Annotated in this window: 14 protein-coding genes; 6 read left to right on the top strand and 8 right to left on the bottom strand. The window is 64.6% G+C overall.

The window, feature by feature from the left end:
* Positions 1-6 precede the first annotated feature (6 nt).
* From RBB46_RS15200 to RBB46_RS15190, 3 genes are all read left to right on the top strand, one after another.
* The gene (locus tag RBB46_RS15200) at positions 7-645 is read left to right on the top strand and encodes a lysophospholipid acyltransferase family protein (RefSeq protein ID WP_306029863.1); all 639 of its coding nucleotides are present in this window, start codon (positions 7-9) and stop codon (positions 643-645) included.
* Positions 629-1,189 carry a hypothetical protein gene (locus RBB46_RS15195; RefSeq protein WP_306029862.1) on the top strand — a complete coding sequence of 187 codons (561 nt, stop codon included), beginning with the start codon at positions 629-631 and terminating at the stop codon, positions 1,187-1,189. Before RBB46_RS15200 ends, RBB46_RS15195 begins: the two co-directional genes overlap by 17 nt.
* Positions 1,190-1,273: 84 nt before the next feature.
* Complete coding sequence (locus tag RBB46_RS15190) at positions 1,274-1,996, top strand: LuxR family transcriptional regulator (RefSeq protein WP_306029861.1); 723 nt, start codon at positions 1,274-1,276, stop codon at positions 1,994-1,996.
* A gap of 347 nt (positions 1,997-2,343) precedes the next feature.
* Here RBB46_RS15190 and cckA read toward each other — a convergent pair whose 3' ends face one another.
* The 7 genes from cckA to flgB all read right to left on the bottom strand — a co-directional run bounded on the left by cckA (position 2,344) and on the right by flgB (position 8,463).
* Positions 2,344-4,887, bottom strand: coding sequence for a cell cycle histidine kinase CckA (gene cckA / locus RBB46_RS15185; protein ID WP_306029860.1), 2,544 nt, complete (start codon positions 4,885-4,887; stop codon positions 2,344-2,346).
* Positions 4,888-5,001: 114 nt separating this feature from the next.
* Entirely contained in the window at positions 5,002-6,078 is a 1,077-nt protein-coding gene (flhB, locus tag RBB46_RS15180) for a flagellar biosynthesis protein FlhB (protein WP_306029859.1), read from the bottom strand.
* A gap of 4 nt (positions 6,079-6,082) precedes the next feature.
* Positions 6,083-6,856: a flagellar biosynthetic protein FliR gene (fliR, locus tag RBB46_RS15175; RefSeq protein WP_306029858.1), complete on the bottom strand. Its 774-nt coding sequence runs from the start codon at positions 6,854-6,856 to the stop codon at positions 6,083-6,085.
* Positions 6,857-6,858: 2 nt separating this feature from the next.
* Entirely contained in the window at positions 6,859-7,128 is a 270-nt protein-coding gene (fliQ, locus tag RBB46_RS15170; RefSeq protein WP_306029857.1) for a flagellar biosynthesis protein FliQ, read from the bottom strand.
* A gap of 61 nt (positions 7,129-7,189) precedes the next feature.
* Positions 7,190-7,504, bottom strand: coding sequence for a flagellar hook-basal body complex protein FliE (fliE, locus tag RBB46_RS15165; RefSeq protein ID WP_306029856.1), 315 nt, complete (start codon positions 7,502-7,504; stop codon positions 7,190-7,192).
* Positions 7,505-7,563: 59 nt separating this feature from the next.
* Positions 7,564-7,974, bottom strand: coding sequence for a flagellar basal body rod protein FlgC (gene flgC, locus RBB46_RS15160; protein WP_306029855.1), 411 nt, complete (start codon positions 7,972-7,974; stop codon positions 7,564-7,566).
* 81 nt (positions 7,975-8,055) lie between these two features.
* The gene (gene flgB, locus RBB46_RS15155; protein ID WP_306029854.1) at positions 8,056-8,463 is read right to left on the bottom strand and encodes a flagellar basal body rod protein FlgB; all 408 of its coding nucleotides are present in this window, start codon (positions 8,461-8,463) and stop codon (positions 8,056-8,058) included.
* Positions 8,464-8,875: 412 nt separating this feature from the next.
* On the opposite strand from flgB, the gene RBB46_RS15150 reads away from it, so the two are divergent.
* From RBB46_RS15150 to RBB46_RS15140, 3 genes are all read left to right on the top strand, one after another.
* Positions 8,876-10,420 (top strand): flagellar biosynthetic protein FliO, encoded by a 1,545-nt coding sequence (locus tag RBB46_RS15150; protein WP_306029853.1) that lies wholly within the window; start codon positions 8,876-8,878, stop codon positions 10,418-10,420.
* 62 nt (positions 10,421-10,482) lie between these two features.
* Positions 10,483-11,184, top strand: a complete 702-nt coding sequence (fliP, locus tag RBB46_RS15145; RefSeq protein WP_306029906.1) for a flagellar type III secretion system pore protein FliP — start codon at positions 10,483-10,485, stop codon at positions 11,182-11,184.
* A gap of 31 nt (positions 11,185-11,215) precedes the next feature.
* Positions 11,216-12,295, top strand: coding sequence for a serine hydrolase (locus RBB46_RS15140; protein ID WP_306029852.1), 1,080 nt, complete (start codon positions 11,216-11,218; stop codon positions 12,293-12,295).
* A gap of 83 nt (positions 12,296-12,378) precedes the next feature.
* Here RBB46_RS15140 and RBB46_RS15135 read toward each other — a convergent pair whose 3' ends face one another.
* Entirely contained in the window at positions 12,379-16,161 is a 3,783-nt protein-coding gene (locus RBB46_RS15135; protein ID WP_306029851.1) for a hypothetical protein, read from the bottom strand.
* Between the last annotated feature and the right edge of the window lie 179 nt (positions 16,162-16,340).

Below are 16,340 nucleotides of genomic sequence, written 5' to 3'. Positions count from 1 at the left end.
GGACCTATGACACGGGTGCTGCAACTGGTGTTCTTCCTCATGGTCAGGGTGGTCGTTCTTTTCGTCCTCGGCCTCAATGTGCGCCGCCGCGAATGGCTGCCGGAGGACGGGCCGGCGATCCTTGTCGCCAACCACAACAGCCATCTCGACACGCTGGTGATGATGAGCCTGACGCCGCTCGCCAGGATCGCGAAGCTGCGCCCGGTCGCCGCCGCCGACTACTTCCTCGCCAACAGGGCGATGGCCTGGTTCTCGCTCAACATCCTGCGCATCATCCCGATAGACCGGCAAAAGGGCACGGCCGGCGGCGATCCGCTGGCCGAGTGCCACGAGGCGCTGGCGCGCGGCGAGATCCTGATCCTGTTCCCCGAGGGCAGCCGGGGCGAGCCCGAGGAAATGACCGCGCTGAAGAAGGGGATTGCGCATCTTGCCGAAAAGAACCCGGATGCGCCCGTCGTCCCGGTGTTCACCCACGGCCTCGGCAAGGCGCTGCCCAAGGGCTCGTTCCTGCTGGTTCCCTTCTTCTGCGACATCTTCGTCGGCGAGCCGATTGTCTGGCCGGGCGACAGGCCAACCTTCATGAACATCCTCGCCGCCCGCTTCGCCAGCCTGTCGGCGGAGAAGACCTTTGCCCCCTGGGAATAGGAACAGGCTGGTCGCGGCGGGCGCCGCCTTGTGGGGCTTCGCCGAAGCAACGCTCTTCTTCATCGTTCCCGATGTTCTGCTGACATTCCTCGCACAGACCGGGCTCCGCCGGGCCCTCATTGCCAGCCTCGCCGCCAGCTGCGGTGCACTGGCCGGCGGGGCGGCACTTTATGCCTTCGTTCTGGCAGCCCCCGAAACGGCAAGGTCGGTGCTGCTCGCCGTCCCTGGCATCTCGCCGGAGCTCGCCTCCCGCGTGGCGGTGCTGCTGGGCGGCGACCTCTTCGCCGGCCTCACGGCCGGGGCGCTTAGCGGCGCGCCCTACAAGCTCTTCGTCGCCGAAGCGGCAATGACCGGCGTGCCGCTCTCCACCTTCCTCATGGCGAGCCTGCCAGCCCGGCTGCTGCGCTTCGCCCTGGCGGCGCTCGCCAGCTGGCTGGTCTTCGCACGGCTCCTGGGCGCTCTTGCCTTGCGCACGCGGCAACTCCTGCTCGCCGGCTTCTGGTTGGTCTTCTATGCGGGCTATTTCGCCGTCATGGGATGGTGACAGTCTTTCTTCCACACCTCCGCCCGGAAACCGTTTCGCGCGCAAAGAATAAATTCAAAAAATATGAAACCAATGAGGTAGAAAATGAACGCCGCCGAAATAAGAACATATGAAACAATTGATAGAATAAACAACTCAAAATCAAAAGAATTTGTCTATCGAGAATTTCGCGGCTTCATTTCACAGCATGGATTTGAGAATTTCATACTCACAGGAATGCCTGACCAAGAGGAAGATTTCGAGAGATATATAAGCATAAATGGATGGTCTGAAGAGTGGTACAAATTATACATAGAGAACGAATTCTACAAAAACGACCCAATAGCGGCTCACACCAGAACATCAATACTCCCTTTCAGGTGGTCAGATGTTCATGTCTCGAAAGACGATGTCAGAGCTTCAAATATAATGAGCCTCTCCAAGGATTTTAGAATGAAAGACGGATACTGCATACCGTTCTACAAGCCAAAGTCCCAGAGCTCATGCATTACCATGTCAGGTGAATTCACCGAAATAAATGAGGAATTTCGTCAGTCAGTGCAAGTTATCTCGACGTTCGTCCATCAGATAGTTGAGGAAATCAATAATAAAAAAGACGAAGAAAACTGCATTCTGTCGGAACGCGAAAAGGAAGTTCTAAAATGGGCTTCTGGTGGAAAGACGAACTGGGAGATAGGCGTCATACTGGGAATATCAAGCAGGACTGTCCACGGCCATATTCAAAGTGCGGCAAAAAAGCTCAATACCTGCAACCGCACTTCAACAGTCGTTCGCGCCATCCGGAGCGGCGAAATCCCTTTGATCTAGGCTGTCAACCGTCACAAATGCCCCCTCCTCAACGCGACCGCCATTTGCGACCCTGCCTTCATGCAACTCGCGAGGAGAAGTACTGATTGGGGCGGCACGCCCCAGCACGGCATAGCAGTCGGAATCCACGGGAGAGAGTATTGCACAAAAATAGAGCCGAAGTGATGGATTACATAATATCTCGTATAGAGTTCGTACTGGAGAAGATAAAGTGCGATGAAAGTCTCAAGGCAACGAGAAATTTCCTGTCACTTGCAAAGGCGAACGCAGAGCATGAGCGTTCGAAATACCTTACAGAAAAAATCTGACCGGCGTCTCTGACTGAAGATTTCAGCTTGAAATAACCATCAGCTCGCCAGCACATCCTTCACGACGGTTGCCAGCTGCTTCAGCGTGAAGGGCTTGGGCAGGAACGAGAACTTCTCGTTTTCCGGCAGGTTCTTCTCGAACGCGTCCTCGGCATAGCCCGAGACGAAGATGATCTTCAGGTCCGGCTGAGTTTTGCGCAGCTCGCGCAGGAGCGAAGGTCCGTCCATTTCCGGCATGACCACGTCGGAGACGACCAGGTCGATCTCGCCGTCGGTCTCCTCCATGATCTCCAGCGCCTCGGCGCCGCTTGCCGCCTCGTGAACCGTGTAGCCGCGCGACGTCAGGGCGCGGGCGGCGAAGGCGCGCACCGCCTCCTCGTCCTCGACGAGCAGGATGGTCGCCGAACCGGTGAGGTCGGTCAGGGGCTGCTGCTCGACCTGCTTGACCTCCACCTGCTCCGCCTCGTTGCGGATGTGACGGGGCAGGAAGATGCGGAACACCGTGCCCTTGCCGACCTCGCTGGTGCAGAAGATGAAGCCGCCTGTCTGCTTGACGATGCCATAGACGGTCGAAAGCCCGAGACCCGTGCCCTTGCCCACGTCCTTGGTGGAGAAGAACGGCTCGAAGATCTTTTCCATGATCTCGGGCGTCATCCCGGTGCCGGTGTCGCTCACCTCGGCCAGCACGTATTCGGCCGCCGGCATGCCGCGCGTGTTGTCGAACTCCCTCGACTGCTCCTCGGTGACGTTGAGCGTGCGCACTGTCACCCGCCCGCCATCGGGCATCGCATCGCGCGCGTTCACCGCCAGGTTGACGATCACCTGCTCGAGCTGGTTGAGATCGGCCATCACCGGCCACAGGTCGCGGCCATGGACGACGTGGAGCTCGACCTTCTCGCCAAGCAGCCTGTCCAGCAGGATCGAAAGGTCGGCCAGGACGTCGTTGAGGGCCAGTTCCTTCGGCCGCAGCGTCTGCCGCCTCGAAAAAGCCAGAAGCTGGCGCACCAGGCCGGCTGCCCGGTTGGCGTTCTGCTTGATGTTCATGATGTCCTGGAAGGACGGATCGCTCGGCCTGTGACTGGCGAGCAGCAGGTCGGAAAAGCCGATGATCGCCGTCAGGACGTTGTTGAAGTCATGCGCCACGCCGCCGGCAAGCTGGCCGATGGCCTGCATCTTCTGCCCCTGCGCGAACTGGGCTTCCAGCACGCGCTGCGCTGTCGTCTCCAGCACATAGACGATCGCGGCGTCGCCGTCGTCCTCGCCATCGCGCACCGCCGACACATAGACGGTCGCCGAACGCCCGTCGTCACGCTCGTCGAGGCGCACGTCGACCGGCGGGATCTCGCTGCGCCCCTCCGTCGCCGCCGTCAGCGCCTCCATCAACGCCGGGCGCGAGACCGGCTGGACGTAATCGACAAGCTTCAATGCCCCGTCGGCGGCCTCCGGCGTGCCGAACAGGCGCACGAAGGGGGCATTGGTCTTGCTGACGCCGCCGTCCCGGTCGATCGAGGCGATGGCGATCGGCGTATTGTTGAAGAAGCGGGCGAAACGCACCTCGGACGACCGCAGCGCCTCGGCCGAATCCTCGCCCCGCGAGCGGTTCAGGACCAGGGTGCGGCTTTCGCCGGGCAGTCCGCCGGCGCCGAAGGGAACCCGGTGCAGGATGCGCACCGGAACCGAACGGCCGCCACGGGTCGTCAGGTCGAGATCGAAGCTCTCGCTCTTCACCTCGCCGGCCTTGCCCTGCATCGAAAGGAGCAGTTCCGCGCCATCGCCGCGGATGAACTCGTCGAGGCCGAGCGATCCGGCAACGAAACTGACGAGATCGTATCCCAGCCAGTCGGCGAGCGTGGCGTTCAGATAGACGACGCGTCCGGCAGCATCGCACGAGAAGAAGCCGGCGGGCGCATGATCGAGGAAGTTGATCACCCGCTGCAGCTCCTGGAAGGAGGTCTCCTGCTCGGTGCGGTCGCCGCTGATGTCGGCGATCTGCCAGACAGTGCAGGCACGCTCCTGGCCGCCCTGCCCGGTAAGCGCCAGCGGCCGCACGCGAACCCGGTACCAGCACGGATCCCCGTCATTGCGGCCAAGCGGATGCGGCAGGCGGATTTCCTCCTCCGCGCTGCGCTCGGCTTCGGCCGCGCGGGTCAGGTGGAAAATCGCCTCGGTCGCGGACGGATCGGAGGAAAACACCCTTTCCACGCCCCGCACGTCGGCGGTGCTCTGGGCGTCGACCATCCGCGCATAGGCGTCGTTGGCATAGACGATGCGCCCGTCGCGCTCGGCAATCAGGACACCTTCGTCCAGCGTGTTGAGAAAGGCGGAAGGAACCGGGCTGGCCGGCGCGCGCGCGGAAAAGCGCAGCAGGCCGATGGCGCCTGCGAAAAGCGAGAAGACACCGATGACGGCGAGCACCCCGAGCAGCGCCAGCACATAAGGCTCGGCCTCGTCCTTGCCCATCATCGAGAAGGTGACCGCCGCGGCGATGAGCCCGATCGCCAGCGCGATCAGCAGGCCGATATTGCCGGACCGTTCGGCGCGTTCGACAGCAGGCGAGGACGGACCAGGTTCAGTTCTGCTCATTCAACCACCCCGCGGCGCGCCACGCGCGCCCGCCTCCCGCTTCTCGTCCGACAACCATTCCCGCGTGTCGCCCCGGCGCGTCGGCGGGCCCAAGACGGCAACAGCCGGCATGCCCTATCCGCGCCAGGAGCCACGCTCCCGCATTCGATAAACGAAACCGATCACTTCTGCCACCGCCCGATACTGCTCCTCGGGAACTTCCTGGTCGATGTCGATCAAAGCATACAATGCACGGGCGAGCGGAGGATTCTCGATGATCGGCACATCGTTGTCGCGCGCCACCTCCCGAATCTTCAGCGCAACCTGGTCCGTGCCCTTGGCAAGGCAGAGCGGCGCCTGCATGCCCTGCTCGTATTTGAGCGCCACCGCGTAGTGGGTCGGGTTGGTGATCACCACCGTCGCCTCAGGCACCGAGGCCATCATGCGCCGGCGCGACCGCTCCATGCGCAATTGCCGGATCTTGCCCTTGACCAGCGGGTCGCCTTCGGTCTGCTTGTATTCTTCCTTGATCTCCCGCTGGCTCATCTTCTGCTTCTCGAGCCAGCGGTGGCGCTGGTAGAGGAAGTCCGCCGCCGCCACCACCGTCATCACCGCCAGGATCGCGGCGATAAGCTGCAGGATCAGCTCGCGCGTGATGACCAGGATCGAGCCCGTCTCGCGCAGGATCATCGTGTCGATCTCGTCGCGATGCGGCCACAGAACCGCGACCATCAGGCCGCTGACCACGCAGATCTTCACCAGCCCCTTGGCGAAGTTGACCAGGCTCTCGGAGGAGAACAACCGCTTGAACCCGGCCAGCGGCGAGATCTTCGACAGCTTCGGCTTCATCCGCTCGGCAGACCAGATGAGCTGGTGCTGGACCATGTTGCCGGCAAGAGCCAGCGCCAGCAGGATGAGCAGCGGCAGGGCGAGGATGGCGCCGATGCGCAGACCCGTGCCCTGCCAAAGCTGGCGCAACCCGCCGCTGTCGACCGGGATCTGGTGCGAATTGGCGAGATAGCCCGCCAGTGCGTCCTGCAGGGCGCCGGCGGCACTCGGCGCCATGATCGCCACCACGAGCCCGGTGCCCAGCATCGCGAACCAGGTGGAGACTTCCTGGCTCTTGGCGACATCGCCTTTTTTAAGGGCGTCCTCGAGCTTCTTTTGGGTGGGGTCTTCTGTTTTTTCGGCGTCGTCGTTCTGTTCGGCCATCGCCCTACCCCGCGATGAACCGGCCGAGCGCCGTCTGGAAATGCGCCAGGTACCACATCATCATGGTGGTCAGCAGGGCGAACAGCATCAGCCCTCCGACAGCGATGTTGAGCGGCATGGCGATGAAGAAGATCTGCATCTGCGGCATCAGCTTGTTGAGCAGCCCGAGGCCGAAATAGAAAACCAGCCCGACCACCAGAAACGGGGCCGAGATCCGGATGGCGATGGCGAAGACCTCCGCCGTCATCATCGTCACCATCTCCGCCATGTCGCCGACCGGAAGCCCCCCGCCGGGAGGAAACAGGCGGAAGCTGTCATGCATCGCGGCAATAACCAGATAGTGCAGGTCGAAGGCGAAGATCAGGGTGATGCCAAGCAGGCTCAGGAACGAGCCGATCACCGCGCCCTGCTGGCCGTCCATCGTCGGATCGGTCGCCATCGCGAAGGCAAGGCCCGACTGGTTGGCGATGATCATCCCGGCGATGGAAAGCGCATAGGTGATGATGCGCGAGCTCAGGCCGATGAAGAAGCCGATGGCGAATTCCATCGCCAGCAGGTAGCCGATACGCGGCAGCGGCGAGGTGGCATCCACCGAATAAAGCGGCGTCACCAGCGGGTAGAAGGCCAGCGTCAGCAGCAGGGCCACGCCGAGACGGACCTGCGGCGAGATCGAGCCTTCCCCGAGCGCCGGCATCAGCATCAGCATCGTGCCGATCCGGGCGAAGAGCAGCATGAAGAGCAGCGCGACCTGCGGCAGGATGGTGACGTTGAAGGTCATGGTCAGCCGCCGCTGGCAATGATCATGTCGGCGATCCGTGCCGTATAGGCTTCCAGCGCCTGCCCCATGAAAGGCAGGGAAATCAGCAGCGTCACGAAGATCGCCAGGATCTTCGGCACGAAGACAAGCGTCATTTCCTGGATCTGGGTGAGTGCCTGGAACAGGGCGATGACGACGCCGACGAGCAGGCCGACGACCATCGGCGGCGCGGACACGATGATGAGGGTCCAGATGCCCTGGCGGGCAAGATCGAGTACTTCCGGCCCGGTCATTCCCGTCTTCCGATCCCCGCGCTGCGGACTTGGGGCGACAAACCGCCGCCGCCGCTCATGCTCAGATCGGCATGCGCATGATCTCCTGATAGGCGGAAATCACCCTGTCGCGCACCGAAACGAGCGTTTCCATCGCCACCTCGGTCTCGGCGACCGCCGTAACGACATCGACCACATTTGCCTTGCCCTGCGTCAGGGCCAGCGCCTGCTGGTCGGACTTCGCACCCTGTTCGACGACCGTCTCGACGGCCGACTTGACCATGTTGGCGAAGTCCGGCGTCGCCGTCGACGAAGTTTTAACCTGTTTATCCTGATTCGCGCCCGCAAGCGCGGATGTCATGCGATAGGCGCCGGCTGCGATCGATGGCGTGGACATGTGTCGGGGGCTCCCGGAATGAAAAACAGGTCAGGATTGCAAGGCTGACAGCGCCGCCGTCAGGCCCGCAGGATGTCGATGGTCTTCTGCAGCATGCGCCGTGTCGCCGAAATCAGGTTGAGGTTGGCCTCGTAGGAACGCTGCGCCTCTCGCATGTCGACCATTTCGACCAGCGTATCGACATTGGGCATGCGCACATTGCCGTTCTGGTCGGCGGCCGGATGGCCGGGCTCGTAGCGTGTCTTGAAGTCCGACTTGTCGAACTCCACGCGGCCAAGCTCGACGACCTCGGCCTTGAGTTCGCGATCAAGCGTCGCGCTGAAGGTCGGGATCTTGCGCCGGTAGGGATCCTCGTCCGGCGTGCGGCCGGTCGAGTCTGCGTTGGCGATGTTTTCCGCGATGATCCGCATGCGCCCGTTCTGGGCCTTGAGGCCCGTGGCGGCGATGAAGATCGACTTGACGAAATCCACGGTGAAACTCCCGGATCGGAGAAAAGGGACACGCCCGCACCCGGACGCGCCTGCCGCTGGCTAGGGACGACCTACCAAGCCTCAGCCGTTGCGCGAGAGCGCGGTTCGGATCAGGCCGAGGCCCTTCTGGTAGAGCGAGGCGACCGTCTGGTAGTCCATCTGGTTCTCGGTCACCTTCATCATCTGCTCCTCGAGCACGACCGAGTTGCCGTCCGGCGTGATCTCGAACCCTGTCGTCTCGTCGCGCTCGACATTGCCGGTCTCGCGCATCATCGATCCGACCAGATGACTGGTGCTGGTGCGCGACGTCTGCAGGCCGACGGAGCGCTGCGCCATGACGTCCTGGAAGGAGAAGGCCTTCAGGTCCTTGCCGGCGTAACCGGGCGTGTCGGCATTGGCGACGTTCTCCGCCAGGACGCCCTGCCGGCTCTGATGCCACTGCATCTTGGATTTCAGCGCCTGGAACAGTTGCAGGTCCGAGATCGACATAGCCGTCCTTGCCTTCGCGACTCTTGAGTAATGCTAGGCAGATACTGCCGGGCAGATGGTTAACGGGCGGTTAACGATTAACGGATCGGTAAGTTTCGGGCCCGCATTCGCGCGCCTTTCCGGCCCTCGCGCATCAACGCCTTGCAGTTTGCGGCTCCAATTCGGCATTTTTTGCCGATCCGCGTTAACCTCCCTCTTTGAGAGAATCGCGCAAAACGGCTAAACAGGTTGAAGCAAGCTTGGATTCGCGCGCACATCCTGGAACAGGGCGGGCCGCGCGAGGCCACAGATCAGGGGATTCCGGGACGGCCGCATGGTGCGCGCCCCGGAAACGAGGCGGGGATGGACAGGCAACGGGCCGCGTGGATGCGGTCCTTCCAGACCACGCTCGAAAAGGAAAAGGCCGAAGGGCATGACAAGTTGGCTGGTTGACACCTTCCAGATGGAGCCCGGCTGGGCGCGCGGTATCGGCTTCTTCATTGCCGTCGTAATTGTCCTGGCGCTGATATCGATCTTCGTCTGGGTCTTGCGGCGGATCGCCGGAACGCGCGCCCTCGGAGGCCGCTCGCGCCAGCCGCGCGTGGCCGTCATGGATGCCGCCGCCCTCGACACCCGCCGACGGCTGATCCTGATCCGCCGCGACAATGTGGAGCACCTCCTCTTGGTCGGCGGACCGAGCGACGTCGTCGTCGAGCGCAACATCGTTCGCGGCGTGCCGGTGTCGCAAGCCTATCCGCGCCAGCCGGCAGCAGCCTCGGAAACCACGGTCACAATGGCGCCGCTCGACACCGAGCCGCAGCCGGTTCCCGTGGCGCCGGCGCAGCCCGCCATGCGCGAGGCGGCACCTCCGCGACCCGCACCCCAGCAGGCGCCCGCCGCGCGGCGGCCCGCACCCCAGCCGGCACCCGCGCCCCAGGCGAACGCAGCCCCGCCGGCTCCACGGGCACCGGCTCCGCAAAGAAGCTTTGCACCGTCCCAGCCGCGCCCCGCCGACAATCCCGACAATGGTGCGTCACCGTTGAAACGGGCCGGGGCGTCCGTCGCGGCGGCAGGAGCCGCCGTCGCCGGCCTGGCGCGCGGGAGCTCGACCGCTGCGGCCGCGGAACGTACCGACGCATCGGCACCTGCACCGCGTGCGCCGACACCTTCTGCGAGTTCCGCCTTTTCCTCCACCGGCGCCGTTTCGGCACCTCCGCCGCGACGCGACCCGCCGCCGCCGATCCGGCGCAACGTGACACCCCCCTCTTCCGGACCGGCCGCCAATGCCCGCACCGCCTTTCCGCAGTTCGGCGAGAACGGCGACAAGACATCGCGCGGAGACCTGTCCGGCGTGAGCGCCGCAGCAGGCACGGGAGCAGGCGCCGCCAGCGGCGTCTCCTCGCCTGCCTCCGCGCCAACGCCCGTGGCTCCCTTGGCGACAAGCCCGGCGGCAACGCCGTCATCGTCGTCCCCGGCGTCCCCCTCGTCCGCCCCGCCGGCGGCTGAGAAACGTGCGCCGGAGCCAGGCTCTCTGGAAGATGCGTTGCTGGCCGAACTCGACCAGTCGCGCGGTGGAGCTCCCGCGCCACGGAGCGAACCGCGTGCCGATTTCGGCGCCCGCCCGACACCGCCATCCGCGCCGGCGCCTGCTCCGCAGGCCGCCCCGTCGGTCGAACCGCCGCGCGCCGAGCCGGTTGCCGGGAACACACCGGAACCCGGCGAAGACGGGGCCGGGACGCCGGAGCCGGTGAAAGCCGATGCGCCGGCGACACCGGTCGAGGAGACGCCGGCCGACAACGAGACCTCCGCCGAAGCCGCACCGGCCGAGACGCAGGCCCCTCACCCGGATCAACCCGAGAAGGCGGAAGACGATGCCTCCGCGCCCGGGAAGGCGGCCGATGGCAGCCCCGTGACCATGGATGCCATCGAGGAAGAAATGGCACGCCTTCTGAGCGAGATCAGCGGAACACGCAAATGAACCACCTGCGCCGCGGTGTCCTGTTGTCCGGCAGGATCACCGGCGCAGGACTCGCATGCCTGATGCTTCTGGGCCTTGCCAACCCGGCATTGGCCCAGGACATCTCGATCGGCTTTGGCGAGGGCACCGGCCTCACCGAGCGTGCCGTTCAGCTCGTCGCGCTGCTGACCATCCTCAGCCTGGCGCCATCGATCCTGATCATGGTGACGAGCTTCACCCGGATCGTTGTCGTGCTGTCGTTGCTGCGCTCGGCCATCGGCCTGCAGACGGCACCGCCCAACGCGGTGATGACATCGCTCGCCCTGTTCCTGACCGCCTTCATCATGGCCCCCACGTTCGAGGCGGCCTACAACGAGGCGATCCAGCCGCTGGTCGAGGGAAACATCGAGCTTACCGAGGCCTATGAGCGCGGCTCGCGCCCTTTCCATGCCTTCATGCGGGCCAACGTACGCGAGAAGGATGTGGCCCTGTTTACCGAACTGTCCGGCCAGGAGGCTCCCGAACTGCCGGAAGACCTGAGCATGCGCATCCTGGTGCCCGCCTTCATGATCAGCGAGCTGCGTCGCGCCTTCGAGATCGGCTTCCTGCTCTACCTGCCGTTCCTGATCATCGACCTGGTCATCGCCTCGGTGCTGATGTCGATGGGCATGATGATGCTGCCGCCGGTGGTGATCTCGCTGCCGTTCAAGCTGATCTTCTTCGTTCTGGTCGACGGCTGGAACCTGATCGCGGGCAGCCTCGTGCAAAGTTTCGTAAGCAGCTGACCCATACGGAACCGAAGGATCGACCCGAGACATGACGATTGCGTCCAGACTGGCCGCCGCATACCTCGCGCTTCTGGCAACACTCCCGGCCACCAGCGCCCTGCCAGAGGAACAACTCCCCATGAACGGTGCGCTGCAGGAGGCTTTCGACGCGGGAGAGCTGGATGGGCTGCACAATGTGCTCGTCACCCTCAAGGGCGAGACGCTGGCGGAGATCGCCTTTCCCGGCGCAGACGAGCGTTGGGGCCGACCGCTCGGCCTCAGGGAGCACGGGGCGGACACGCTGCATGACCTGCGCTCGGTGACCAAGTCGGTCGTCGGCCTGCTCTACGGTATCGCGCTCGGCGAGGGCAAGGTGCCGTCCGTCGATGCGCCCCTGCTGGCACAGTTTCCCGACTATCGTGACCTGCGCAGCGATCCCCTGCGCGACGGGATCACCGTCGGTCACGCCCTGTCGATGACCATGGGGACCGAGTGGAGCGAGGACCTGCCGTATAGCGATCCGCGCAACAGCGAGGTTGCCATGGAAATGGCGAAGGACCGGTACCGCTTCGTTCTCGACCGGCCCATGGTCGCCGAACCGGGCAGGAGCTGGACCTACAATGGCGGCGCCACCGCCATCGTCGCCCGGCTGATCGCGAAGGGCACCGGCATGTCGGTCGATGCCTACGCGAAAGAAAAACTCTTCGCCCCGCTTGGCATCGACACGTTCGAATGGATCCGGGGCGCCGACGGCGAACCATCCGCCGCATCGGGCCTACGGCTGAACGCCGGCGACCTTGCCCGGATCGGCCAGTTGGTGCTGGACGGCGGACGGCATGACGGAAGGCAGATCGTGCCGGCCGAATGGCTTTCCGAGGCCTTCACGCCCCGCACCAGCCTCGATGAGCTACGCTATGGCTACCAGTGGTGGCTTTCGGCCGGCGGCACGCCTCCCGATTGGGTCGCGGGCTTCGGAAACGGTGGTCAGCGCCTCACGGTCCAGGAGAGCATCGGCCTCGTCGTCGTTGTCTACGCCGGCAACTACAACAAGCCCGATGCCTGGAAGATTCCGGTAAAGGTCATCATGGATTTCGTCGCACCCGCTGTCAGGAAGAGGCACGGCAGGTAGCGCCAGGTCTCGCGTTGTACGGCCCACTTCCTTCAGGAATTGGCAACAAGGATAGAATGCTGTCGGCGCGCACGGTCGCCCGGCTAGCCTGCATCGCCCGCGACGACGGTCTGGTCCGGCTCGGCCTGTCGCTGCGCCGTGCGCTCCCTGGCGGGCTTCTCGACATGCTGCGACGGTTGCAGGTATTTGCGCTGGTATTCGGTCAGGAAAATATCCAGTGAATCCACCCGCTGCAGCGAATCCAGCACGGACATGAACTCGACGCCGCGCTGCTCAAGCGGACGGGTAACCACCTCGAAGGCCGACGCTTCCGGGCTGTCGCTCATCTTCTCGATGAACTTGGCCTTCAGGCGGCTCAGGCTGAACCCGTCATCGGCAAGCGAGTATCCGATCGCGGCACGCAGGATATCATTGCGCTCCTGATCGGCGAGCGCCACGGCATCCGACCAGCGTCCGCCGACAATGCCTTCCAGCTGTTCGCCCGCCTCGCGCCAGCTCTGTGCGGCCCAGAGCGTGTCGGCCCTGAGCCGCTCCACGTCCTCGCCCCGCATGTTGCGAACGATCTCCAGCGCCAGATCCGGCCGGCCGCTCTCCGTCAACGCCCGCGCCTCGACGATATTGCGCTGGCGCTCCAACTCGCGTGGCAGCTTCGCCTGCCTCGTTCGCGTCAACACCCGAAGCGCTTCCTCCGGCTTGCGGTCCATGAGGTAGACCACGCCGAGATCGGCCGCGATCTGGGCGCGCGCCGCGCCCTTGAGGCGATGATCGACCTGGTGGCGCAGGAGTTCGGCAGCCTGGTCGAGCAGGTCCATGTCGACCAGCCGGTTGGCCAGCCGCCTCACCATCTCGTCGCCGCGACGCCCCACCGGCGTCATCTCGCGAAAGTCGTAGAAGAGCGCGAGCGCGCGGACCGGCTCCATGCCGTCGGCTTCGCCATTGAGGAAGAGGCTGGCGAAAACCGCGCCCATCTCGTCCTGCAACACCCGGGTCGTCTCGGCACCTGCATCGGCCTGGATCGCGGACTGCATCGCCTCGAAGGCATTGCGGTACTGGCCCGACTGCACATAGAGCTGAGCAAGAAAGCGCAGCGTCTGCAGCTCGATCTCGTCGCCGCGCCAGGATGCGGCCAGTCCCGCCAGTTCCTCGATCGCCTCGTCCGTCGAAATCTCGCCGTCGCGATGGCGGATGCGCAGCCCCAGATAGGCTGCCTTCGCGGCGAGCGGCCGCTCGGTCGAGCGCTGCACGAGATCGAAGGCGGTCAGGGCCTCCCGCGAGCGCCCGGAAGCATCAGCAAGCTCGCCCCGAATGATGTCGTAGCGCGCCGCCTGGCGGGGGGTGGCAAGGCTCGGATCGATCTCGGAGAGCACGGCCGCAGCCTGTCCGTAGTCGTGCACCTCGACCATCGTTTCCGCGGCCGCGAGGTTGAACTCGATCTGGATGATCTCGGGATAGTTTCCAACCACCGCCCGCCCGCGCGACATGTTGTGGCGCGCCGCCGTCCAGTCGCGCAGCTGTGCCGAGGTGACTGTCCGCCACACCGCCGCGTCCGCGTTATCCACCAGTTCGCCCTGGTTGAGATAGCCCATCGCCTCCTTCGGACGCACGGCGAGCGCCTGTGCGGCGCCCATGAGCAGATTGAAGCTCGGATCGCGCGTCAGTGCCGGATCGTCCCCTTCGGCCAGTCGCATCAGTCCGAGCGCCTCGTGGGCAAATCCGTGAGCAAGGTAGAAGCGCGACAGCTCCATCCGCGGCACCCGGCGGTTCTCTTCCGGCGTGTTCGCGGTGCGGTACTCCATTTCCTTGATCTTCTGGAGGAAGTCCTCGGTATCGCTGCTCATCAGGTTGCCGAGATCGACATGGCCCGGCGTGGACGGATCGACAACCGGCTGCAGCACCTTGGAACCTTGCGACAGGTTGCCCTGCGACACAGCAAGTCCGCGCGGCCGCTCCAGAATGATGGCGTCGCCCTCGATCTTGACCTCGAGGTCATCGGCCTTGGGAAGGACCGCGACACCATGGGCCGACATCAATGCGTCGAACTCCGTGAAGCTCTGCGGCTTGAGCACGCCGCGCGCCGGACCGAAGCCCGTGACGACGGACACCCGATCGCCGACAAAAGGATCAGGCACGCTGCGCACCTGCGCCGGCGCCTTGAAGGGAATGGCAATCGTCGCGCCGCCATCCCCGCGAACCGCGCGCTCGAGCGTCAGCGGCCGGGACGGTTCCAGGATCGTGTCGCCGATGGTCATGATCCACGAGCTTCCGTCGACCCCGATTGTCGCAAGCGCGTCCCGGTCGAGATCGATGCGAATGGTCTGCCAGTCGCCCGACGCCGTCGACTCGACCGCCTCGATACGATCGGCGAGAACCGAACGCATGCCGCGAATATCGATCGGATCGGCCGTATCGAAGACCAGATAGATACTCTGGTAGCGCCTGAACACCGCCGAGGAAACGGGATCGGAAAACGGAAACGCGATCCGGACAGTGTCGCCGATACGCCGGGCTTCGGCGACGACGAAGCGGCGTGCCTCGTCGTCATAGCCAAGCGGCGGCGTCTCGGGCGTCGCGGTAGCAGGCTCGGGCGCGTCGGCGGGAACCTCCGCCGGCCGGGCAATCTTGCGAAGGTCGATCTCTCCCGGCAGGTCGTCCTCGGTCGGCTTTTCGGGCACCTGTGCGGCCTGCGCCTGTCCTTCGGCCGTCTGTTCGGGTTCCCGGGTCTGCGGTGCCGCAGCGGGCTCCACCGCAGGTTCTTCGGCTTCCGCCACCTGCGTCATCGCGGCGGCAGCCATCGTGCCGCCATCTCCGGCCGCAAGCGCCGCCAACATCTCGTCGGCGGTGGCATCGGGTCCGGCGGACGCCTGCATGGTTTCTTCGGCGCCGGGCTTGGACACGGGCCGCGGGGCGGCATCCGCTTCCGCAAGCGAGCGCTCCGGCCCCGCCGCCACCGACGAATCGGGTACGTCGACATCCGTCGGCGTTTGCGCCGGGCCGCTGTCGCCGGCCGCGGTCACCATCTCGCTCGCCCCCTGCGGGACTGCCGTCGTTTCCTTCAGCGCCTCATCGATCGCCGCGTTGACCGGATCGTCCGGCATGGCCCGCGGCGTGATGTCGACCACATAGGACATGCCCTCCCGGAAGGCGCGAATGTCGACGTCCGGGTTGACGCGCAACAGGAACTTGAGCCTGCCTTCATCGACAAAGGCGGTGGCATCGGCCACGCCCGGCGGCAAATGGGCCCGCAACTGGCTGAGATCCAGCGGAACGTCGTGGTTGAAGGTGAGCTTGACCATGTCGCCCTCGCGTACGAAGGCGGAATCGAAGTTCAGGTTCCAGTCGAAAGACAATCGCGTGAAGGTCGGATGATTGCCGACGCTCAGGTCCACCTGCGGCTCGATCTGTCCCTTGAGGCGCGCCTGCTCGAGCGCGCGGGCGCGGCGGATCGCTTCTTCCGCGCGGCGTGCAAGCTCGCGGACCACATCGTCGGGAAGGCCCGGCGGCAAGCCCTGCCAGTTCGGCGGCAGGAGATCGATGAAGAGCTTTTCGCCCGCCTCCATTGTGTTGACGCGAAAGTCGCGCATCAACGCGAAACGCAGGGCCGACCCGTCGGGATCGCGACGGGCGATCGAGATGAAGTCGGGCATGTCGATGGGCACGCTCTCGACGCTGGTCGAAACCTCGTCGCGAAAACGGATGCGCAACACGCCGTTGGAGGCAAGCGCGTCGTATTCCGGCAACAGCGAAAGATCCTCGAAGGTCAGCACGAGCCGTCCGTACCCATCCTGCTGGGAGGCCCGCAGGGTCGCCTTCAGCGTCTGCGCGCCGGCGAGTTGGCCAAGCACCGGCAGCAACAGCAGGACAGCCAAGCAGAGGCGCGCAAACGCAAAAATCGCCGCCACGCGTTTCGTGGCGACGTCTTGCGTCTTCTGCTTCTGCGGACCTGGCTGCCTCACGGGGCTCCCCTGAACCGTTGGATCGAACTGCAAGTCTAGCCAATCCGGCTTAACGTGATGTTTAACCGAACGGCAGAAACCGCATGTTTCCG

Origin of the sequence: Stappia sp. MMSF_3263, from assembly GCF_030733745.1 — a bacterium.
GTDB lineage: Bacteria > Pseudomonadota > Alphaproteobacteria > Rhizobiales > Stappiaceae > Stappia.
This window is presented reverse-complemented; position numbering and strand designations above follow the sequence as displayed.